The sequence below is a fragment of the Pseudarthrobacter sp. J1738 genome, assembly GCF_050490315.1.
Lineage (GTDB): Bacteria > Actinomycetota > Actinomycetes > Actinomycetales > Micrococcaceae > JBNPEO01.
Genome location: NZ_JBNPEO010000007.1, coordinates 97,510 through 115,315 on the forward strand (window position 1 = coordinate 97,510; position 17,806 = coordinate 115,315).

The window sequence follows — 17,806 nt, forward strand, 5'->3', positions numbered from 1 at the left end:
GAGACCTAGTTGGTCTGAACGTGGCTCTCGAACCTGACAATGTTAGCAAACTCAGCAGCATCGAGGCTCGCTCCGCCGACCAACACACCGTCAACATCCTCACCGCTGAGAATTGCGGCAACATTATTGGCCTTTACCGAACCACCGTAGAGCAGACGAGTCTTGGCGGCAACGTCTTCACCGAACAAGGTAGCCAACTCTGCACGGAGGGCTATGCACATTTCCTGAGCGTCCTCCGGGCCTGCAACCTCGCCAGTGCCGATAGCCCATACGGGCTCATAAGCCACAACGAGTTCACTCGCTTGCTCCGGGGTCAGCCCGTCAACGCCACCACGCAATTGTGCCAAGGTGTGTTCCACGTGAGTCCCTGCTTGGCGAATTTCCAAACCTTCACCAACGCACAGGACAGGAGTTACTTCATGGCGGAAGGCTGCCTTGACCTTGGCGTTGCACGTGGCATCGTCCTCGGCGTGAATGGTGCGTCGCTCACTGTGTCCTACCAGGACGTAGGAGCAACCGAGCTTTGACAAGAACTGACCGGAGATGTCACCGGTGTAGGCTCCTGAGTCCTCCGGGGAGAGGTCTTGGCCACCGTAAACAACCTTGAGCTCATCGCCCTGAACCAGGGTCTGTACTCCGCGCAGGTCAGTGAACGGCGGGAACACAGCAACTTCTGCACGGGAGTAATCGTGCTTGGCGTCGGACAGGGTCCAAGCCAACTTCTGCAACAAGGTGATGCCCTGGACGTGGTCCATGTTCATCTTCCAGTTGCCTGCGATCAGGGGCGTACGGTCAAAGTTACCGTTGGTGGACTTGGTCACTGCATCTCCATTACTGGGAATTGAACTGTGCGAATCAAGCTGTACAAAGCAGCCTGGGAAAATATATGAGTGGCCGCTTGGGCCACGTGGTTCAAGCGCTGCGCCGGAAAGCACTGGTGCTTCCCGGCGCAATGCCTAGAACCTGTGTGGACCGGGCCGGCTTTATCGGTCCAACACCACCGCTAGCGGTCCAGTACCGTCAGCCCTGGCAATTCCTTGCCTTCAAGGTACTCAAGACTTGCTCCACCACCGGTAGAGATGTGTCCGAACTGGCCGTCTTCAAACCCAAGGGTTCGAACTGCAGCAGCTGAATCGCCACCACCAACAACGGTGAAACCGCCCTTGGCGCTAAGTTCAGTCAGTGCCTGAGCAACGGCTTTGGTACCGCCAGCAAATGCTTCAAACTCGAACACACCCATGGGTCCGTTCCAGAACACCGTTTTGGCTTCACCAATCTGGCGAGCGAACTCGGCGGCAGACTGGGGACCGATGTCCAAGCCAATGCCCTTTGCCCCGAAGGAGCTGGACTCAATGGCGTCAGCGGCAACGGTCTCGTGGTCAGCGTCGGCAGCGAAGCCGGAAGCCACAATCACGTCAGTGGGAACCACAAACCGGCTTCCAGCAGCTTCGGCTCGCTTGAGGTATTCCTGGACCACTGGGATCTGGTCTTCTTCGAGCAGGCTAGAAGCAACCTTGTGACCGGATGCTGCCAAGAACGTAAAGAGCATGCCGCCACCGATAAGCAAGGTGTCCGCCTTGCCCAAGAGGTTGTCGATTACAGCAAGTTTGTCTGACACCTTTGAACCGCCCAGAACAACGACGTAGGGCCGCTCAGAGTCTTGGGTCAAACGCTTCAGAACATCTACCTCGGTCTTGACCAAGTCACCCTGGTAAGAGGGCAAAAGTGTTGCGACGTCGTAGACGCTAGCGTGCTTGCGGTGCACAGCGCCGAATGCGTCATCAACAAAGGCGCCGTTATCACCGGTCAGCGCACGGAGCTCGCCTGCGAAGGCGAGGCGATCGGCGTCGTCCTTGCTGGTTTCACGTGCATCAAATCGGACATTCTCGAGAACTAGCGCTTCACCGTCAGCTAAAGCAGCGGCGCCGGACTTAGCCGACTCCCCTACCGTGTCAGCAGCTAGAGAAACTGGGAAGCTTGCCAGCTCGGCCAGTCGATCCGCTGCAGGCTTGAGCGAGTACTTCTCCTCAGGGGCGCCCTTGGGGCGGCCCAAGTGAGCCGTAATCAAAACACGTGCGCCGGCGTCCGTGAGCTTCTGCAGTACCGGCAGAGAGGCCTTGATGCGGCCATCGTCAGTCACTGTAGAGCCGTCGAGCGGCACATTCAGGTCACTTCTGACCAGAATGTACCGCCCGCGGACACCTTCAGCGATGAGTTCGTTGAGGGTGTGAAATGTCATGAATCTACCCTAGCCCAGCTTGGATGCTACGAGCTCCGTGAGGTCAACGAGGCGGTTGGAGTAGCCCCACTCGTTGTCGTACCAGGAAACAACCTTAACCTGGTTGCCGATGACCTTGGTGAGGCCAGCGTCGAAGATCGAGGAAGCCGGGTCCGTAACGATGTCCGAGGAAACAATCGGGTCCTCGGTGTAGGTCAGGATGCCCTTGAGCTCAGCGGTCTCCGAAGCTGCCTTGATTGCTGCGTTTACTTCCTCGACCGTGACTTCGCGAGAAAGGGTTGCCGTCAGGTCAGTTGCAGAACCGGTGGGGACGGGAACGCGAATGGCGAAACCATCAAGCTTGCCCTTGAGCTCCGGAAGAACCAGACCAATAGCCTTGGCCGCACCAGTGGAGGTGGGAACCATGTTGATGGCTGCGGCGCGTGCACGGCGCAGGTCCTTATGCGGGCCATCCTGGAGGTTCTGATCGGCGGTGTAGGCGTGGATTGTGGTCATCAGACCACGTTCGATGCCAAATGCGTCATTGAGTGCCTTGGCCAACGGGCCCAGGCAGTTGGTGGTGCAAGAAGCGTTGGAAATGATGTTGTGAGCGGCGTTGTCGTACAGGCCGTCGTTAACACCCATCACGATGGTGATGTCCTCATCGCTGGCCGGAGCCGAGATCAGGACCTTCTTTGCGCCAGCGTTGATGTGCTTCTGAGCGTCAGCAGCCTTGGTGAAGAAGCCAGTGGACTCAACCACGATGTCTACACCCAGCTCGCCCCAAGGCAAGTTTGCGGGATCGCGCTCTGCCAAGACCTTGATGGTCTTGCCGTCTACAACAAGTGCACCATCCTTAACCTCAACGGTGGCAGCCAAGCGACCGGTTACGGAGTCGTACTTGAGCAAGTGAGCTAAAGTCTCGGGATCGGTAAGGTCATTCACCGCCACGATTTCGATGTCAGCGCCCTGCGCCAGTGCCGCGCGGAAGTAGTTGCGGCCGATGCGGCCGAAGCCGTTAATACCAATACGGGTCGTCACTTTTGAATCTCCTCGGTGCTATACAGCACGCCTAGATGAGTCGGAATATGGCGTCCGACTTACAGATCCCGCACGCCATTGGGCAGAGATTATTACCGTTCTGGAATTCAGCCAGCCACATTCTGAAGGCCTGCTGTCTTCCGTGATCCATCTTACGTTCAAGAACGCCTGCCCCGGCAAGTGCCGGGGCAGGCGTTTCAAAAATTGGGCTTCAATGACTCTTAGTGTGACGAATGTTACGTTGCCGTTTCGTCCAAATCACCGGTGCCCTTGGTGCTACAGGACGATGAGGCCCGTTGCGTTGTTGCGTGCAGCGTCGAAGCGCTTTGCCACATCGGCCCAGTTGGCGATGTTCCAGAATGCCTTGACGTAGTCAGCCTTGACGTTGACGTAGTCCAAGTAGAAGGCGTGCTCCCACATGTCCAACATCAGCAGCGGGGTGGTGCCAACGGCAACATTGCCCTGCTGATCGTAGAGCTGCTCGATGACCAGGTTGCCGCCGATTGGCTCGTAAGCCAAGAATGCCCAGCCGGAACCCTGCAGGCCAAGGGCTGCTGCGGTGAACTGTGCGCGGAAAGCATCGAAGGAGCCGAAAGCATCGTCGATGGCAGCTGCGAGCTCACCCTCAGGCTTGTCGCCACCATCCGGGGAGATGTTGTTCCAGAAAACGGAGTGGTTGATGTGACCACCGGTGTGGAAAGCAAGGTCCTTGGAAAGGCGGTTGATGTTCGCGAAGTCGTTCTTCTCGCGAGCCTCAGCCAACTGTGCCAGTGCATTGTTTGCGCCAGTTACATACGCCTGGTGGTGCTTGCTGTGGTGCAGTTCCATAATGCGAGCCGAGATGTTCGGCTCCAAAGCTGCATAATCGTAGGTGAGTTCTGGCAGTACGTATTCAGTCACGTAATCCTCCAATGTCTGGGACCATCGGGTCCTATTGATAACTCTCGGATTGTTCATCCACCAGCTCTCACCAGCGGAAACCTTTGTGGTGCCATCGCCATCGCATTCTCAACGCGATTTCACCAACTAATTCTCATAACCAGTAGTAGGCCTTGGTTATTTCCTTACCCTTTGATCCTAGGCACAAAGTTATTCATCTAGCATGTCTGCCGTCACACTTGCTTCGGTGCTCGGGATTCCCATATCAGCGGCGCGCTTGTCTGCCATCGCCAAAAGGCGCCGGATCCGGCCTGCGATAGCGTCCTTGGTCATGGGCGGGTCAGCAAGTCTGCCTAGTTCATCTAAGCTCGCTTGCTTGTGAGCCACCCGTAAGGCACCTGCATATTTCAGGTGATCAGGCACGTCGTCTCCCAGGATTTCTAGAGCACGTTCCACGCGGGCACCTGCCGCCACCGCTGCCTGAGCCGAGCGCCGAAGGTTTGCGTCGTCAAAATTAGCCAGCCGGTTTGCCGTTGCGCGAACTTCCTTGCGCATACGGCGCTCTTCCCAGACCATCAGTGCATCGTGTGCGCCCATTCGCACCAGGAGTGCAGCAATGGTGTCGCCGTCCCTGATCACTACCCGGTCCACACCGCGAACCTCGCGAGCCTTGGCCGCAATGTCTAGCCGGCGGGCGGCTCCTACAAGAGCCAGCGCCGCTTCCGGGCCGGGGCACGTTACTTCAAGGGCTGAAGAACGGCCAGGTTCTGTGAGCGATCCGTGCGCCAAAAACGCACCCCGCCACACTGCTTCAGCGTCTGCTGCGGAACCATTAACCACCACGGATGGCAGGCCACGGACGGGGCGGCCTCGCGAATCCAGCAATCCCGTCTGGCGGGCAAGAGCTTCGCCGTCGCGCACTACCCGGACCACGTAACGGTTGCCTCTGCGCAGGGCACCGCCGGAAACCACAATGATCTCGCTTTGGTGACCGTACACTTCGGCGATTGCCGCCCGTAGACGCCGGGCGGTGGACGCTAGATCCACTTCAGCCTCAATAACAATCCGGCCGGAGATGATATGCAGTCCCCCGGCAAAGCGGAGCATTGCCGAAACTTCAGCCTTACGTACCGAAGACTTCTTGACGTCGAGGCGGGACAGTTCTTCCTTGACGGATGCTGTTAATGCCATGGCATATTCCTAACTGTTCCCAAAGATGTCGTGATAGGCGGCGGCCAATCGCAATGGATCGTGCACAGGCCGCCCGTGCGAGCCACCTACTTTACCGAAGACCACCTCTGCCCCGAGCATTGCTGCCACTGCCTCAAAGTCTCCGCGGTCGCTCACGGCATTGGGATCGGCCAGAATCACGTCAAAACTCAGCTCGGGTGCATAGCGCTGAATAACCCGCAAGTGATCAGTCGCATTCATGCCTGAGGTTTCTTTGGTGTCCACGGCCAAATTCATGGTTAAGCAACGGCGAGCCGGGGTGTCAGCAAGAGCTTGGCGCATTTCTGGGAGCAAAAGGTGAGGCAACACTGAGGTGTACCAGGACCCCGGCCCGAGAACTACCCAGTCAGCTAGCTCAATAGCGCTGAGCGCCTCGTTACAGGCTGGTGCTGCTTCTGGAACGAGCCGCACATTTTCCAAGCGGCCAGCAACAGCGCACTTGGCCTGACCAACGATCGTGGTGAGGGTTTCGGTACCGTCCTCGGATGCCCTGAGGATGTCGCCCTCGATCGTCAGCGGCACACTGGCCATCGGCAGTACTTGTCCTCGGGCACCCAGGAGGGCGCCAGCCCATTTGAGGCCAGCAACTGTGTCACCGAGCAGTTCCCAGAGGGTAACAATGAGCAAGTTGCCCATAGCGTGGTTGTCCAGAGAACTAGGGACGCCGTTTTTGGTTGCGAATCGGTGTTGCATCACGTCGCGCCAAGTCCGGCCCCAGTCGGTGTCGTCGCATAATGCGGCCAATGCCATCCGCAGGTCGCCGGGAGGCAATACGTCGAGTTCCTCTCGCAGCTTGCCGGAGGACCCGCCGTCGTCCGCTACCGTGACGATAGCCGTCAGCTGGGAGGTCAGCAAACGTAAAGCGGACAGCGAGGCGGACAAGCCGTGACCGCCACCCAATGCCACCACCGCTGGTCCCTTGTCCTGTGAACCGCCCCGTAGTGTGCCTGCCGCCGGGATCAGGGGCAACGGTCCGGTAAACATACTCACTATTCGCGTCCCAAATCGCGGTGCCCCGTCGTCACAGTGACGCGCGGAAGTTGCGCAAGGCGCTTAGAAAGTTCGACGGCGACGGCCACCGAACGGTGTTTGCCACCTGTGCAGCCAACGGCAATGGTGGCGTAATGCTTGTTTTCGCGCCGGTACCCGTCTAGTACCGGCTCAAGCGCATGAACGTAGCGCTCAATGAAGTCAGATGCTCCAGCCGCTTGAAGGACAAAGTCGCTGACGTCTTGGTCCAAACCGGTGTGCGGGCGCAGCTGCGGGACCCAGTGGGGGTTAGGGATAAAACGAACGTCCGCAACATAGTTTGCGTCTACTGGTAAGCCGTATTTAAAACCGAAACTCATCACGTTGAGGCGTAAAGCTACGGGGCCAGTTTCGGCAAAAAGCTCCGTAACGGCTGTAGCTAGGCCGTGGACGTTAAGATCGCTGGTGTCCAAAACCAAATCTGCGTTGGCTTTGATTTCCTGCAGCTGTTCACGTTCAGCAGCGATGCCATCGAGAATGCGGCCACCACCTTGGAGCGGGTGTGGCCGGCGCCCCTGTTCAAAGCGCCGGACCAAAACATCGTCTGACGCATCCAAAAACAGCACCCGGTAGTGAATGCCACTAGCTGCGAGTGTTCCCAGGGCATCTCGGATGGTGACGTCAAGACCCTTGGACCGAACGTCCACCACGGCGGCCAAGCGCGGAATAGAGGTGGGAGCGTGGGAGACGATCTCGGCGAGAGTTCCCAGCATTTGTGGCGGCAAGTTATCCACCACGTACCAGCCATGATCTTCAAGCGCGTCGGAGGTAGTGCTGCGGCCAGCTCCGGACATACCGGTAATCACCAGGAGCTCGGCTTCGGCGGGCTTAACGGGCGTCAGCCCGTCTTTTTGTCCCCCGGTACTTGCAGTCGACTCTGCCATTACGTCAGTTCCGTCCTCTTGACTCATTTAGTCCCCGAACGGGACAGTACAACAAAGCTTTGATGAAACCTGGACCTCGGACAAACACGCATCCCCGATTGTCTCTACCCTAGCTAAGAATCAATGATTTCGCCGGTTGTCATATTTACCGCAGGCGCTTGTTCCTCTGCGGTCTCCGCATGCAAATGCTGGTCAATGACCTTCGCGAGCGAGGGCCCAATTCCGGGAACACTGAGTAAATCATCAAAAGAGGCCTTACGAATCATTTTGACCGAACCGAAGTGCTTCAAAAGTGCTTTGCGCTTGGTCTCCCCTAGGCCAGGAATTGAATCCAAAACTGAAGCTGTCATGGCCTTGCCACGCTTTTGACGATGGAACGTAATAGCAAAGCGGTGGGCCTCATCACGGATGCGTTGCAGCAAGTACAGGCCCTGTGAAGCGCGGGGCAAAATGACCGGGAAGTCTGAATCTGGCAGCCAGACTTCCTCTAGACGTTTAGCCAGACCAACTACGTAGACATCGTCAATACCCAGTTCCGCGAGGGCTCTGGCCGCCGCATTCACCTGGGGCTGTCCACCGTCCACCACCACAAGGTTAGGCGGGTACGCGAACTTGGATCTAGCCGGGGCCGGTGCATCGTCGTCGATCTCGCCAGAGACAGGGGATTCAGCCGGAAGCGCAGTTTTGTCTGCAAGGTAGTGCTTAAAACGGCGGGTGAGAACATCATGCATAGCTGCCGTGTCATCTACTGCGGCGGCGCCGGTGATGGAGAACTTCCGGTAGTCGGACTTCTTGGGGATGCCGTCCTCAACCACCACCATCGATGCAACTACGTTGGTGCCCTGGACGTGGGAAATGTCGTAGCACTCGATCCGCAAAAGAGCTACGGGCAAATCTAAAGCCTCTTGGAGCTCTTGCAGGGCCAAGGAGCGGGTGGTGATATCCCCCGCACGCCGGCTCTTGTGTAGCCGCAGCGATTGTTCGGCGTTTTCCTTGACCGTCCCCATCAAAGCTGCCTTGTCTCCACGCTGCGGGACACGAATCTCAACGCGGGACCCTCGCAGGCCGGAGAGCCAGCCAGTGAGTTCTTCCATGTTGCTCGGTTCCAAGGGAACCAACACTTCGCGAGGGATACGGTCTTGATTGCCGCCTTCCTCGCCGTAAACCTGCTGAAGTAGGTGCTCGATGAGTTGGGCCGGGGTGGCATCTTCAACTTTTTCCACCACCCATCCGCGTTGGGCACGAATACGGCCACCACGAATATTGAAGACCTGAACGGCGGCTTCAAGTTCGTCGTCGTGGAAAGCAAAAACATCAGCATTGGTGTCATCGTTGAGGACCACAGCGTTACGTTCAAAGACCTTGCGTAATGCTGCAATGTCATCGCGGATGCGTGCCGCGTATTCGTAGTCGAGTTCGGCTACTGCGGCTTTCATCTGTTTCTCTAGCCGCGTGATGAATTGTTTGGCTTCACCGCCCATAAAGGAACAAAAGTCTTCGGCCAGCTGACGATGTTCGGCTTCGCTGACTCGGCCTACACACGGCGCTGCGCACTTGTCGATGTAACCCAATAAGCAGGGGCGGCCGCTTGCCTCGGCACGCCTGAGAACGCCAGCACTACAACTGCGCACTGGAAAAACGCGCAGTACGGTGTCCATGGTCTCGCGGATTGCTCCGGCCGTGTATGGACCAAAGTAGCGGGTGCCTTTCCGGCGCTCGCCGCGCATCACTTGAACGCGCGGAAACTTCTCCCCCATGGTCACGGCCAAGTACGGATAAGTTTTGTCGTCCCGGAAAACCACGTTAAAGCGGGGCTTAAATTCTTTGATCCAGGTGTACTCGAGCTGCAGTGACTCGAGCTCGCTGCCAACCACTGTCCATTCAACGCTCGAAGCGGCATGAACCATGGCATAGGTTTTTGGGGTCAGCCCAGCCGGATTGGCGAAGTATGAATTCAACCGCGACCGCAGCGACTTCGCCTTGCCTACGTAGATGACCCTGCCTTGCGGGTCACGGAAGCGGTAAACGCCCGGACCGGTGGGGATTTCGCCGGTCTTGGGACGATACGACGCCGGATCAGCCACCGCTAGTCGACGACCTTCGACTGGTTATACGAGGTAGACCGTTCCTGACCGGAAAGCTCAGCGATGGCATCCATAATCTCGTCAGTGACTTTACGGCGCGCCGGTAGCGAATGGTCAGGGCCAGTCTTGTCAAAGTACAGGGGCTCGCCCACCTTCATGGTGAAGTGATGAGGCTTAAAGCCTTTCTCGCCGGCCGGCTGCAAGCCTTCGGTGCCAATAAGTCCTACCGGAATCACCGGTGCGCCTGTGGTCAAGGCAAGCCAGCCCACACCGGTTCGGCCGCGGTAGAGAATCCCGTCCCGGGAACGAGTTCCCTCCGGGTAGATGCCAATACCTTTACCGGCGTCAAGAATGTCCAACAGCGTTTTGAGCGCCTGTACGCTCGCCGCCTGCTCGCCACGCTCCACGGGGATGGAACCAACGGATTCAAAAAAAGACTTCATGATTTTGCCTTTGACGCCACCAGTAGTGAAGTACTCCGCCTTGGCAAAAAAAGCTACGGAACGGGGCATAAGAGCCTGAACGATGACACTGTCAAAGAATGAGAGGTGGTTGGGGGCCACAATAAAGGGACCGTCCGTGGGTACGTTTTCAAGTCCAATTACAGTGGGGCGGCATGTAGTGGCGATCAGTCCACGTGTGGTCCAGCGAACTGCATCAAATAGCGCCATTAGTACTTACCTCGCTCAGAGTCGCCCGATAAACGGCGTCTAGTTCTTCAATTTTCATCCGGAGTTCTTCAGCGGTGGAAACTACGGCCGATACCCCTGCTTCCTCGAGCTCACCTTCTGGGGCGAAGCCCCAACGAACCCCAATACAATCCAGCCCGTTGGCCGAGGCCCCCACAACGTCCTGGTAGCGGTCTCCCACCATTACCGCCGCAGAGGATTCTAACTCTGCAAGGGCTGCACGCACGATCTCTGCTTTGCCGGGTGCCGAATTTGCGGATGCAGACTCATCGTCTGAGGAGCCGCGAATGGCAAGGAAATATTTGTCAATCCCATGATGCTCCAGCACAAGGTGTGCCATCGTCTGCGGCTTCTGCGTGGCCACAGCAACTTTCCGTCCGGACGCCGAAAGTACTTCCAAGAGTTCACGGACGCCGGGATACACCTTGCTCTTGGCAATGCCCGTGGAGCGATATTTCGCCCGGTACCGGAGAATCACTTCATTAATAAGATCCTTAGGAACAAGGGCTATGGTCTCCAAGGCATCACTGAGCTTGGGACCAACCATTGCGTCCAACTGAGGCTGATCAGGCACCGGTAATCCCAATGACGCTAGCGCTGAGGAGATCCCACCCGTTATACCTCCGGCGGGGTCCACAAGAGTGCCATCAAGATCGAAAATTACGGGCACCATTGTTTCAGTCACCGGGTTAGTTTCTCACGAGCTCACCATCGGCCGAAACTTTTAGGAAAGCACTTCAGCCAAGAAGTGCCCCGTAAAGCTCTCCTGGGACTTAGCAACTTGCTCAGGTGTTCCGGTGGCGATGATCCGGCCACCGCCGGAGCCACCGTTCGGGCCCAAGTCCACAATCCAATCCGCACTCTTAATGACGTCAAGATTGTGCTCGATGGTGATCACCGTGTTGCCTTTATCAACCAGGCCCTGCAACACCAGCAGCAACTTACGAATATCCTCAAAGTGCAGGCCAGTGGTGGGCTCGTCCAAGACATAAATACTGCGACCGTTGGAACGCTTTTGAAGTTCAGCCGCAAGTTTCACGCGCTGTGCTTCACCACCAGAAAGCGTGGTTGCAGGTTGGCCCAAGCGGACATAACCCAAGCCCACATCAACCAGCGTTTTGAGGTGCCGGGCAATCGGAGTAAATGCGGCGAAGAACTCAGCACCTTCTTCGATGGGCATGTTCAACACATCAGCAATCGACTTGCCCTTGTAAAGGACTTCAAGTGTCTCGCGGTTGTAGCGAGCGCCATGGCAGACCTCGCAAGGAACATAAACATCCGGAAGGAAGTTCATTTCGATCTTGAGGGTTCCATCGCCCGAACATGCTTCGCAGCGCCCGCCCTTGACGTTGAAGGAGAAGCGGCCGGGCAAATACCCGCGCACCTTAGATTCGTTCGTTTCAGCGAACAACTTACGAATGTTGTCAAAAACACCCGTATATGTTGCCGGGTTAGAGCGGGGTGTGCGTCCAATGGGGCTTTGATCAACGTGAACCACTTTGTCCAAGTGCTCCAAGCCTTCAATGGAACGGTGACGACCAGCCACCTGCCGGGCTCCGTTGAGTTTGTTAGCCAGAACCTTGTAGAGAATCTCGTTGACCAAGGTGGACTTACCCGAGCCGCTGACACCAGTAACGGCTGTCAACAATCCCAAGGGGAAGGCCGCGTCAACGTTGTTCAGGTTATTCTCGCGAGCCCCAATGACCTTGAGCTCACGCTTTTTGTCATACTTACGCCGCTTTTTAGGAGTTTCAATACTCTTACGGCCGGAAAGGTAATCACCGGTCAAGGAACCCGTATTGGCCAACAGATCCTGGTAAGTGCCCGAGTGCACCACCACACCGCCGTGTTCGCCAGCGCCGGGTCCAATGTCAACAACCCAGTCAGCTTCATGGATGGTGTCTTCGTCGTGCTCAACCACAATTAAAGTGTTGCCGAGGTCCCGCAAACGAGTGAGTGTTTCGATCAGTCGGCGGTTATCCCGCTGGTGCAGTCCAATAGACGGCTCATCCAAAACATACAAAACACCAACCAAGCCGGAACCGATTTGGGTTGCTAGCCGGATACGCTGTGCTTCGCCTCCAGACAATGTCCCGGAAGGACGCTCGAGGTTCAAGTAGTCCAAACCAACGTCCAGCAAAAAACGCAGCCGTGCTTGGATTTCTTTGAGTACTTGGTTGGCGATCTGCGCCTCACGCCCGGTCAGGACCAAAGTGTCTAAAAAGTGCGAGCACTCACGCATGGGCATCGCAGCAACTTCTGCGATCGACTTTCCGTTAATCAGGACAGACAAAGATGCCGGGTTCAACCGGGCACCACCACATGCTGGGCAAGGAATCTGTCGCATGTACTCTTCGTAACGGTCCCGTGCTGTGTCCGATTCCGTTTCACCGTGTTTGCGGTGGACGTACTCGATTACGCCTTCAAACCCGGTGCTGTACTTACGTTCACGGCCAAAGCGGTTGCGGTATTGAACAACTACTTTGTGATCTTTACCGTGCAGCACGGTCTTGCGGACTTCCGCTGGAAGCTTCTCCCACGCAATGTCCATGGAGAAGCCGAGCTCGTCAGCCAAGCCTTCAAGCAGACGGTTCCAGTACTCCTGTGTGGCAGCCCCGAGCGACCAAGGAGCCACCGCGCCATCCGCCAGTGATAGACCGGGGTTGGGAATAATCAGTTCCTCGTCAACCTCAAGCTTGGTGCCGATACCGCTGCACTCAGAGCAAGCGCCAAAGGGATTGTTAAAGGAGAAGGAGCGCGGCTCGATCTCATCGATCGCCAGAGGATGTTCGTTGGGGCACGCCAAGTTCTCCGAGAATGCCCGAACCCGATCAGGATCATCTGCCTCTAAGTCAACAAATTCAGCGAGCACACGGCCCTCCGCCAAGCCCAGTGCAGTTTCAACCGAATCTGTAAGCCGCTGACTGATGCCTTCTTTTACCACCAAACGGTCCACCACTACTTCGATGGTGTGCTTAAACTGCTTGCCAAGTTTCGGTGGCTCGGACAGTTGGATCAATTCACCATCAACCCGGGCCCGTGAATACCCCTTGGCCGTGAGTTCCTTAAAGAGATCCACAAATTCGCCCTTGCGAGCACGAACAACCGGTGCCAAAACTTGGAACCGTGTCCCTTCTTTAAGCTCAAGGAGCTGATCCACAATCTGTTGCGGAGTTTGCTTGATAACCGGTTCGCCACAGACTGGGCAGTGTGGGCGACCTACACGCGCCCAGAGAAGCCGCATGTAGTCATAAATTTCGGTAATGGTTCCCACCGTGGAACGAGGGTTTTTGCTCGTGGATTTCTGGTCAATAGAAACGGCCGGTGAAAGACCTTCAATGAAGTCCACGTCCGGTTTGTCTACTTGGCCCAAAAACTGGCGGGCATAGGCCGAAAGCGATTCGACGTAGCGTCGCTGCCCCTCAGCGAAGATGGTGTCGAACGCGAGGGAGGATTTACCTGATCCGGACAAGCCGGTGAAGACAATCATGGCGTCACGGGGCAAATCTAGGTCAACGTTGCGCAGGTTATGTTCCCGCGCCCCCTTGACAACCAACCGTGAGAGATCCGGCTTTCCCGCAGGGTGCGGCAGGTCGGCGGCGAGTTCTGTGGCGGTCAAGGACTGGGCTGCTTTATCCGAAGAGACATTAGGCACGCCCTAATGCTAATCGAAAACCTGTTCGAATTTCCACGCCCGGTCTAGTCACCGTATACGCCTCCTAGTATTTGCACGGCTTCGGCAAAGTTCAAGCCGTTGGACTTCGCCAGCAGCGCAAATTGTGTTGCCCCTGCACGGAGTCGTTCTGTCCGATCGTCCCTTGCCCGCAGCACTGTACCGTGTCTGCCGCGGGTCTCCACTACACCCGCCTCCTCAAGTTCCTTATACGCCCGCGCAACAGTATGTGGCGCTACGCCAATCTCAGCGGCGAGGGCGCGCACCGCCGGAAGCCGTGTGCCAGGTGGTAAGGAGCCGGCGTCGGATAATTCGAGGATGTGACTTCGCAACTGGTCAAAAAGCGGAACACTGCTTTGAGTATTGGGACGCCACAACCCGGGGAAATCGGGAATACCAGCTGCTGCGTTACTCACGAGGTTCCTCCACGTTGTTGACGGTATTGGGACTGTCCTGCCCGGAAAACTGCGATTGGTAAAGCGAGGCATATAGTTGCGAATTTTCCAGCAACTGTGCGTGAGTTCCCTGCTCCACGATCTTGCCATGATCCAAGACCAGAATGAGGTTTGCGTCGCGAACTGTTGCTAGCCGGTGGGCAATAACGAAGCTGGTTCGGTGCCGTTGCAACTCACCCGCTGCCTGCCTGATCTGTACCTCGGTACGGGTGTCCACTGAACTCGTGGCCTCATCCAAAATAAGAACCGCCGGATTCACCAAGTGAGCCCGGGCAATGGTGACCAACTGCTGCTGCCCACGGCTGATCCCCTCTCCGCCATCTCCCAGCAGGGTGCTATATCCGTCCGGCAGGGCCCGAACGAAGTGATCCACGTGAGCTGAGCGCGCGGCCTCAATCATGTCTTCTTCGCTCGCGTCCAGACGGCCGTACTGCACGTTGTCCCGGATACTGCCGGCGAACAGCCACGCATCTTGAAGGACCATTCCAAAGTGTGAACGCAGGTCATCTTGGTCCATCCGTGCAATGTCTATGCCGTCCACCGTGATTCGCCCTCTCACCGGCTCATAAAAGCCCATCAGTAGGTTCACAAGCGTTGTTTTGCCGGCGCCAGTGGGTCCAACAATGGCCACTGTCCAACCGGGCTCAGCTGTGAAGTTCACGTGTTCAATCAATGGCGAATCATGCTGGAAGGCGAAGCTGACATCGTGGAATTGCACTCGGCCACGCACGGGTGCGGGCGTGGCCTCAAGCGTGTTGTGGTGGTGGATTTCCTGGGCCTCAAGAACTTCGAAAATACGGCTGGCAGACGTCAACCCGGACTGGATCACCCCAGCCACTGAACTCATCTGCCCCATGGGTTGATTAAACAGTCTTGCGAACTGGATAAAGGCTTGAATGCCGCCAATGCTGATTCCCCCCACGGAGGCCTGCAGCGCACCCACCACTACAACGGCGATGTATGCCAAGTTGTTCACCACAAGCATCAGAGGAGCCAACGCGCCACTCACAAATTGGGCTTGGGCGGAGGCCCGCTCCAAGTTGCTGTTTGCCTGGTTGAATTTTGCGAGCTTGTCATTATTCATGCCGTGACTTTGCAATACTGCCAGCGCTGAATAGTCCTCCTCAACTTGTGCGTTGAGCTCGGCAGTGAGGCTCCATTGCTGGGCAAAGTACTTCTGTGAACGGCGGGTCAAAAGCCAAGCAACCACTAGAGACAGTGGCACTGAAAGCACTGTGACCAGCGCCAGCACGGGTGAGACGAGCAACATTACAGCCAGCACAGTGACCAGCATGATCACAGCTTGAATGATCTGAGTCAGCGTCTGATTGAGGGTCTGAGCCAAATTGTCCATGTCATCGCTGGCTTTGCTCAGCACCGTGCCACGGCTTTCACCATGAAAATAGCTCACCGGCAGGCGATGAAGCTTTGCTTCAACATCTTGGCGGAGCCGAAACATCAGCCTTTGAACTGCGCGAGCAGTCAGTGACCCTTGTAGCCAGCTGGCGCCGGAGGCCGCTATGTACATAACGGTAACTAAGGCCAATAGCCGGGCTAAGGGCGGAACATCTAGGCGCGCCCCACTGATTGCAGGAATCAGCAGGTCAGTGGCGTCGCCGAGCAATTTGGGAGCCAAAACGTTGAGCACCACAAACACCACTGTTGCCCCAATTCCGCCCAGTAGAAGGCGGCGATGAGGGCGCAGGCGCCGCAATAGTTTTCTGGCTGCTGCACGTAGAGGCAATTGCGTGGTCACTGGGCAGGCTCTGGTGCAAGACTAAGATCGTCGTTCTGCGAATCTGCTATCTCGCGATAATCTGCGCTGCTGAGTAACAACTCTTGGTGCGTTCCTCGCGCAACTATGGCACCGTCGTCGAGCACTAAGATCTGTTCGGCGTTTTGGACGCTACTCACCTTTTGGGCAACCCTTACGACGACGGCGCTGGCGGTATACCTTCGCATGGAACCTTGGATGCGGGCTTCGGTAGCAGAGTCTAAGGCTGAGAATGAGTCGTCGAAAAGGATCACTTGGGGCCTATGTGCGAACGCTCGGGCTAAGGCAATTCGTTGGCGCTGCCCACCCGAGAGATTCGCACCATCCTGGCTTATTCGTACTTCGAGCTGCTCTGGCATGGCGGCAACAAATTCAGCTGCTTGAGCGGCGTACAGAGCCTCCCAGACGTGCTCATCACTGAGCGAGGTGTTTCCAGCCCGAACGTTCTCCGCAATTGTCCCGTTAAACAGAACGGCGGCTTGGGGTATATAAGCAATCCGATCTCGAAGCTCGGCTAGGGTCACTTGTGGGAGCGGCAGTCCTCCCAGTTTCACGCACCCGGAGCTTGGGTCTAGTAGCCGAGGAATGAGCTGAAGAAGAAGAGATTTTCCGCTGCCCGTGGCGCCTAGGATCGCCGTAGTGGTGCCCGGTTTTGCGGTGAAACTGATATTGCTGAGGACCTGGTCTTGGGCTCCTTCGAAGCGGACGCCAACGGAGACAAACTCTAGGTCTTGGGGACCACGAGACGAGAATAATTGGGGCTGCTGCGGGTCAAGGATACTGGGTTGGGTGTTGAGTACTTGGCTGATGCGTTCGGCGCTTGCAGCTGCCCGTGGCGCCCAGGATAAAACAAACATCACGGACATAATCGCCACAAGAATCTGCATGATGTAGCTGATAAACGCTGTGAGGGCCCCAAGCTCCATTTGACCGTCGGCAATCCGCTGGGCACCGAACCAAATAACGGCTACCGAACCAAGGTTTACCACCACCATAATTGCCGGAATCATAAAGGCAATCCATTGCGCTGAGCTGAGGCTATTGCGGGTCAGGGCAACGTTGGCCTTTGTAAAGCGCTGGATCTCAAAGTCCTGCCGAACAAAGGCTCGGATAACACTCGTACCCATAATTTGTTCGCGGATCATGGCATTAACCCCGTCCAGGAGCACTTGGCCTTCGCGGTAAAGCGGCACTAACCGTCTGACAACGAGAGTCATAATGATGATCAGAGCTGGCACAATCACCAGAATGACGGCCGAGAGCGGCATGTCCTGCCGCATAGCCAACAGGATTCCGCCGATTCCAGTAATCGGCGCGCTAAGGACCAGCGAAAAAATCATGACGGCCAGAGTTTGAATCTGTTGGACGTCATGACCGGTACGGGTCATCAAGGTGGCCACGCCAAACTTGGAGAAGTCAGCCACGCTCAGATTTTGAACGTGAGCAAATACTTCTCCCCGTAATTCACGCCCTACTCCCATCGCAACGTTGGCCCCAAGGTAACCTGCAGCCAGCGCCGCGAGCACTTGGACTACAGAGACGCCAAGCATCAAGGCACCAAGTTGCAGAATTAGCCCACGGTCTCCGCCCACGATCCCTCGATCGATAATTTGGGCGTTGATGGTGGGCAAAATGAGCGCCCCAAGCGTTTGCACCGTCTGCAGAAGGATGATTCCGGACACTGCTGGCCATCGTTGGATCAGGCGCTGGAGCAAAAGGCGCATCAACACCTGGCGGCTCCTATCCTGAGCTAGTTGGTCAGCGCTGCAGGTAAATGCCAATCGCTACCAAACGGCTAGTACCCCCGTAGCTACGCTCTGTGCATTCTAAACACACTTTCTTGCCACCGC

The 17,806-nt window shown here is 56.7% G+C and carries 14 protein-coding genes; all 14 read right to left on the reverse strand.

Annotation, left to right across the window (positions count from 1 at the left end; translation table 11 throughout):
- Positions 1-5: 5 nt before the first annotated feature.
- Positions 6-821, reverse strand: coding sequence for a triose-phosphate isomerase (tpiA, locus tag ACQR35_RS10540; RefSeq protein ID WP_430267074.1), 816 nt, complete (start codon positions 819-821; stop codon positions 6-8).
- Between the two features lie 182 nt (positions 822-1,003).
- On the reverse strand, positions 1,004-2,239 hold the full coding sequence (locus ACQR35_RS10545) for a phosphoglycerate kinase (protein WP_430267073.1): 1,236 nt from the start codon (positions 2,237-2,239) through the stop codon (positions 1,004-1,006).
- Between the two features lie 9 nt (positions 2,240-2,248).
- Positions 2,249-3,259, reverse strand: coding sequence for a type I glyceraldehyde-3-phosphate dehydrogenase (gene gap / locus ACQR35_RS10550; RefSeq protein ID WP_430269999.1), 1,011 nt, complete (start codon positions 3,257-3,259; stop codon positions 2,249-2,251).
- Between the two features lie 276 nt (positions 3,260-3,535).
- On the reverse strand, positions 3,536-4,159 hold the full coding sequence (locus tag ACQR35_RS10555; RefSeq protein ID WP_430270000.1) for a superoxide dismutase: 624 nt from the start codon (positions 4,157-4,159) through the stop codon (positions 3,536-3,538).
- A 189-nt stretch (positions 4,160-4,348) separates the two neighbouring features.
- Positions 4,349-5,329 (reverse strand): DNA-binding protein WhiA, encoded by a 981-nt coding sequence (gene whiA, locus ACQR35_RS10560; RefSeq protein ID WP_430267070.1) that lies wholly within the window; start codon positions 5,327-5,329, stop codon positions 4,349-4,351.
- Positions 5,330-5,338: 9 nt separating this feature from the next.
- Complete coding sequence (locus ACQR35_RS10565; protein ID WP_430267069.1) at positions 5,339-6,358, reverse strand: gluconeogenesis factor YvcK family protein; 1,020 nt, start codon at positions 6,356-6,358, stop codon at positions 5,339-5,341.
- Positions 6,358-7,281, reverse strand: a complete 924-nt coding sequence (gene rapZ / locus ACQR35_RS10570) for an RNase adapter RapZ (RefSeq protein ID WP_430267282.1) — start codon at positions 7,279-7,281, stop codon at positions 6,358-6,360. The genes ACQR35_RS10565 and rapZ overlap by 1 nt, the downstream gene beginning before the upstream one ends.
- Before the next feature lie 113 nt (positions 7,282-7,394).
- On the reverse strand, positions 7,395-9,365 hold the full coding sequence (gene uvrC / locus ACQR35_RS10575) for an excinuclease ABC subunit UvrC (RefSeq protein WP_430267068.1): 1,971 nt from the start codon (positions 9,363-9,365) through the stop codon (positions 7,395-7,397).
- Positions 9,366-9,367: 2 nt separating this feature from the next.
- Positions 9,368-10,036: a lysophospholipid acyltransferase family protein gene (locus tag ACQR35_RS10580; RefSeq protein WP_430267067.1), complete on the reverse strand. Its 669-nt coding sequence runs from the start codon at positions 10,034-10,036 to the stop codon at positions 9,368-9,370.
- Positions 10,023-10,739 (reverse strand): HAD hydrolase-like protein, encoded by a 717-nt coding sequence (locus tag ACQR35_RS10585; protein ID WP_430270001.1) that lies wholly within the window; start codon positions 10,737-10,739, stop codon positions 10,023-10,025. Before ACQR35_RS10585 ends, ACQR35_RS10580 begins: the two co-directional genes overlap by 14 nt.
- A gap of 39 nt (positions 10,740-10,778) precedes the next feature.
- Entirely contained in the window at positions 10,779-13,673 is a 2,895-nt protein-coding gene (gene uvrA / locus ACQR35_RS10590; RefSeq protein ID WP_430267281.1) for an excinuclease ABC subunit UvrA, read from the reverse strand.
- A gap of 80 nt (positions 13,674-13,753) precedes the next feature.
- The gene (locus ACQR35_RS10595) at positions 13,754-14,143 is read right to left on the reverse strand and encodes a GntR family transcriptional regulator (protein ID WP_430267065.1); all 390 of its coding nucleotides are present in this window, start codon (positions 14,141-14,143) and stop codon (positions 13,754-13,756) included.
- Positions 14,136-15,938, reverse strand: a complete 1,803-nt coding sequence (locus ACQR35_RS10600; protein ID WP_430267064.1) for an ABC transporter ATP-binding protein — start codon at positions 15,936-15,938, stop codon at positions 14,136-14,138. The genes ACQR35_RS10595 and ACQR35_RS10600 overlap by 8 nt, the downstream gene beginning before the upstream one ends.
- On the reverse strand, positions 15,935-17,680 hold the full coding sequence (locus tag ACQR35_RS10605) for an ABC transporter ATP-binding protein (RefSeq protein ID WP_430267280.1): 1,746 nt from the start codon (positions 17,678-17,680) through the stop codon (positions 15,935-15,937). The genes ACQR35_RS10600 and ACQR35_RS10605 overlap by 4 nt, the downstream gene beginning before the upstream one ends.
- Positions 17,681-17,806: the final 126 nt, after the last annotated feature.

Excerpts from the sequence above, each read along its gene's own strand:
- ACQR35_RS10545 (WP_430267073.1), bottom strand. The coding sequence starts at position 2,239 with ATGACATTTCACACCCTCAACGAACTCATCGCTGAAGGTGTCCGCGGG.
- whiA (WP_430267070.1), bottom strand. The coding sequence starts at position 5,329 with ATGGCATTAACAGCATCCGTCAAGGAAGAACTGTCCCGCCTCGACGTC.
- ACQR35_RS10605 (WP_430267280.1), bottom strand. The coding sequence starts at position 17,680 with ATGCGCCTTTTGCTCCAGCGCCTGATCCAACGATGGCCAGCAGTGTCC.
- rapZ (WP_430267282.1), bottom strand. The coding sequence starts at position 7,281 with ATGGCAGAGTCGACTGCAAGTACCGGGGGACAAAAAGACGGGCTGACG.
- ACQR35_RS10580 (WP_430267067.1), bottom strand. The coding sequence starts at position 10,036 with ATGGCGCTATTTGATGCAGTTCGCTGGACCACACGTGGACTGATCGCC.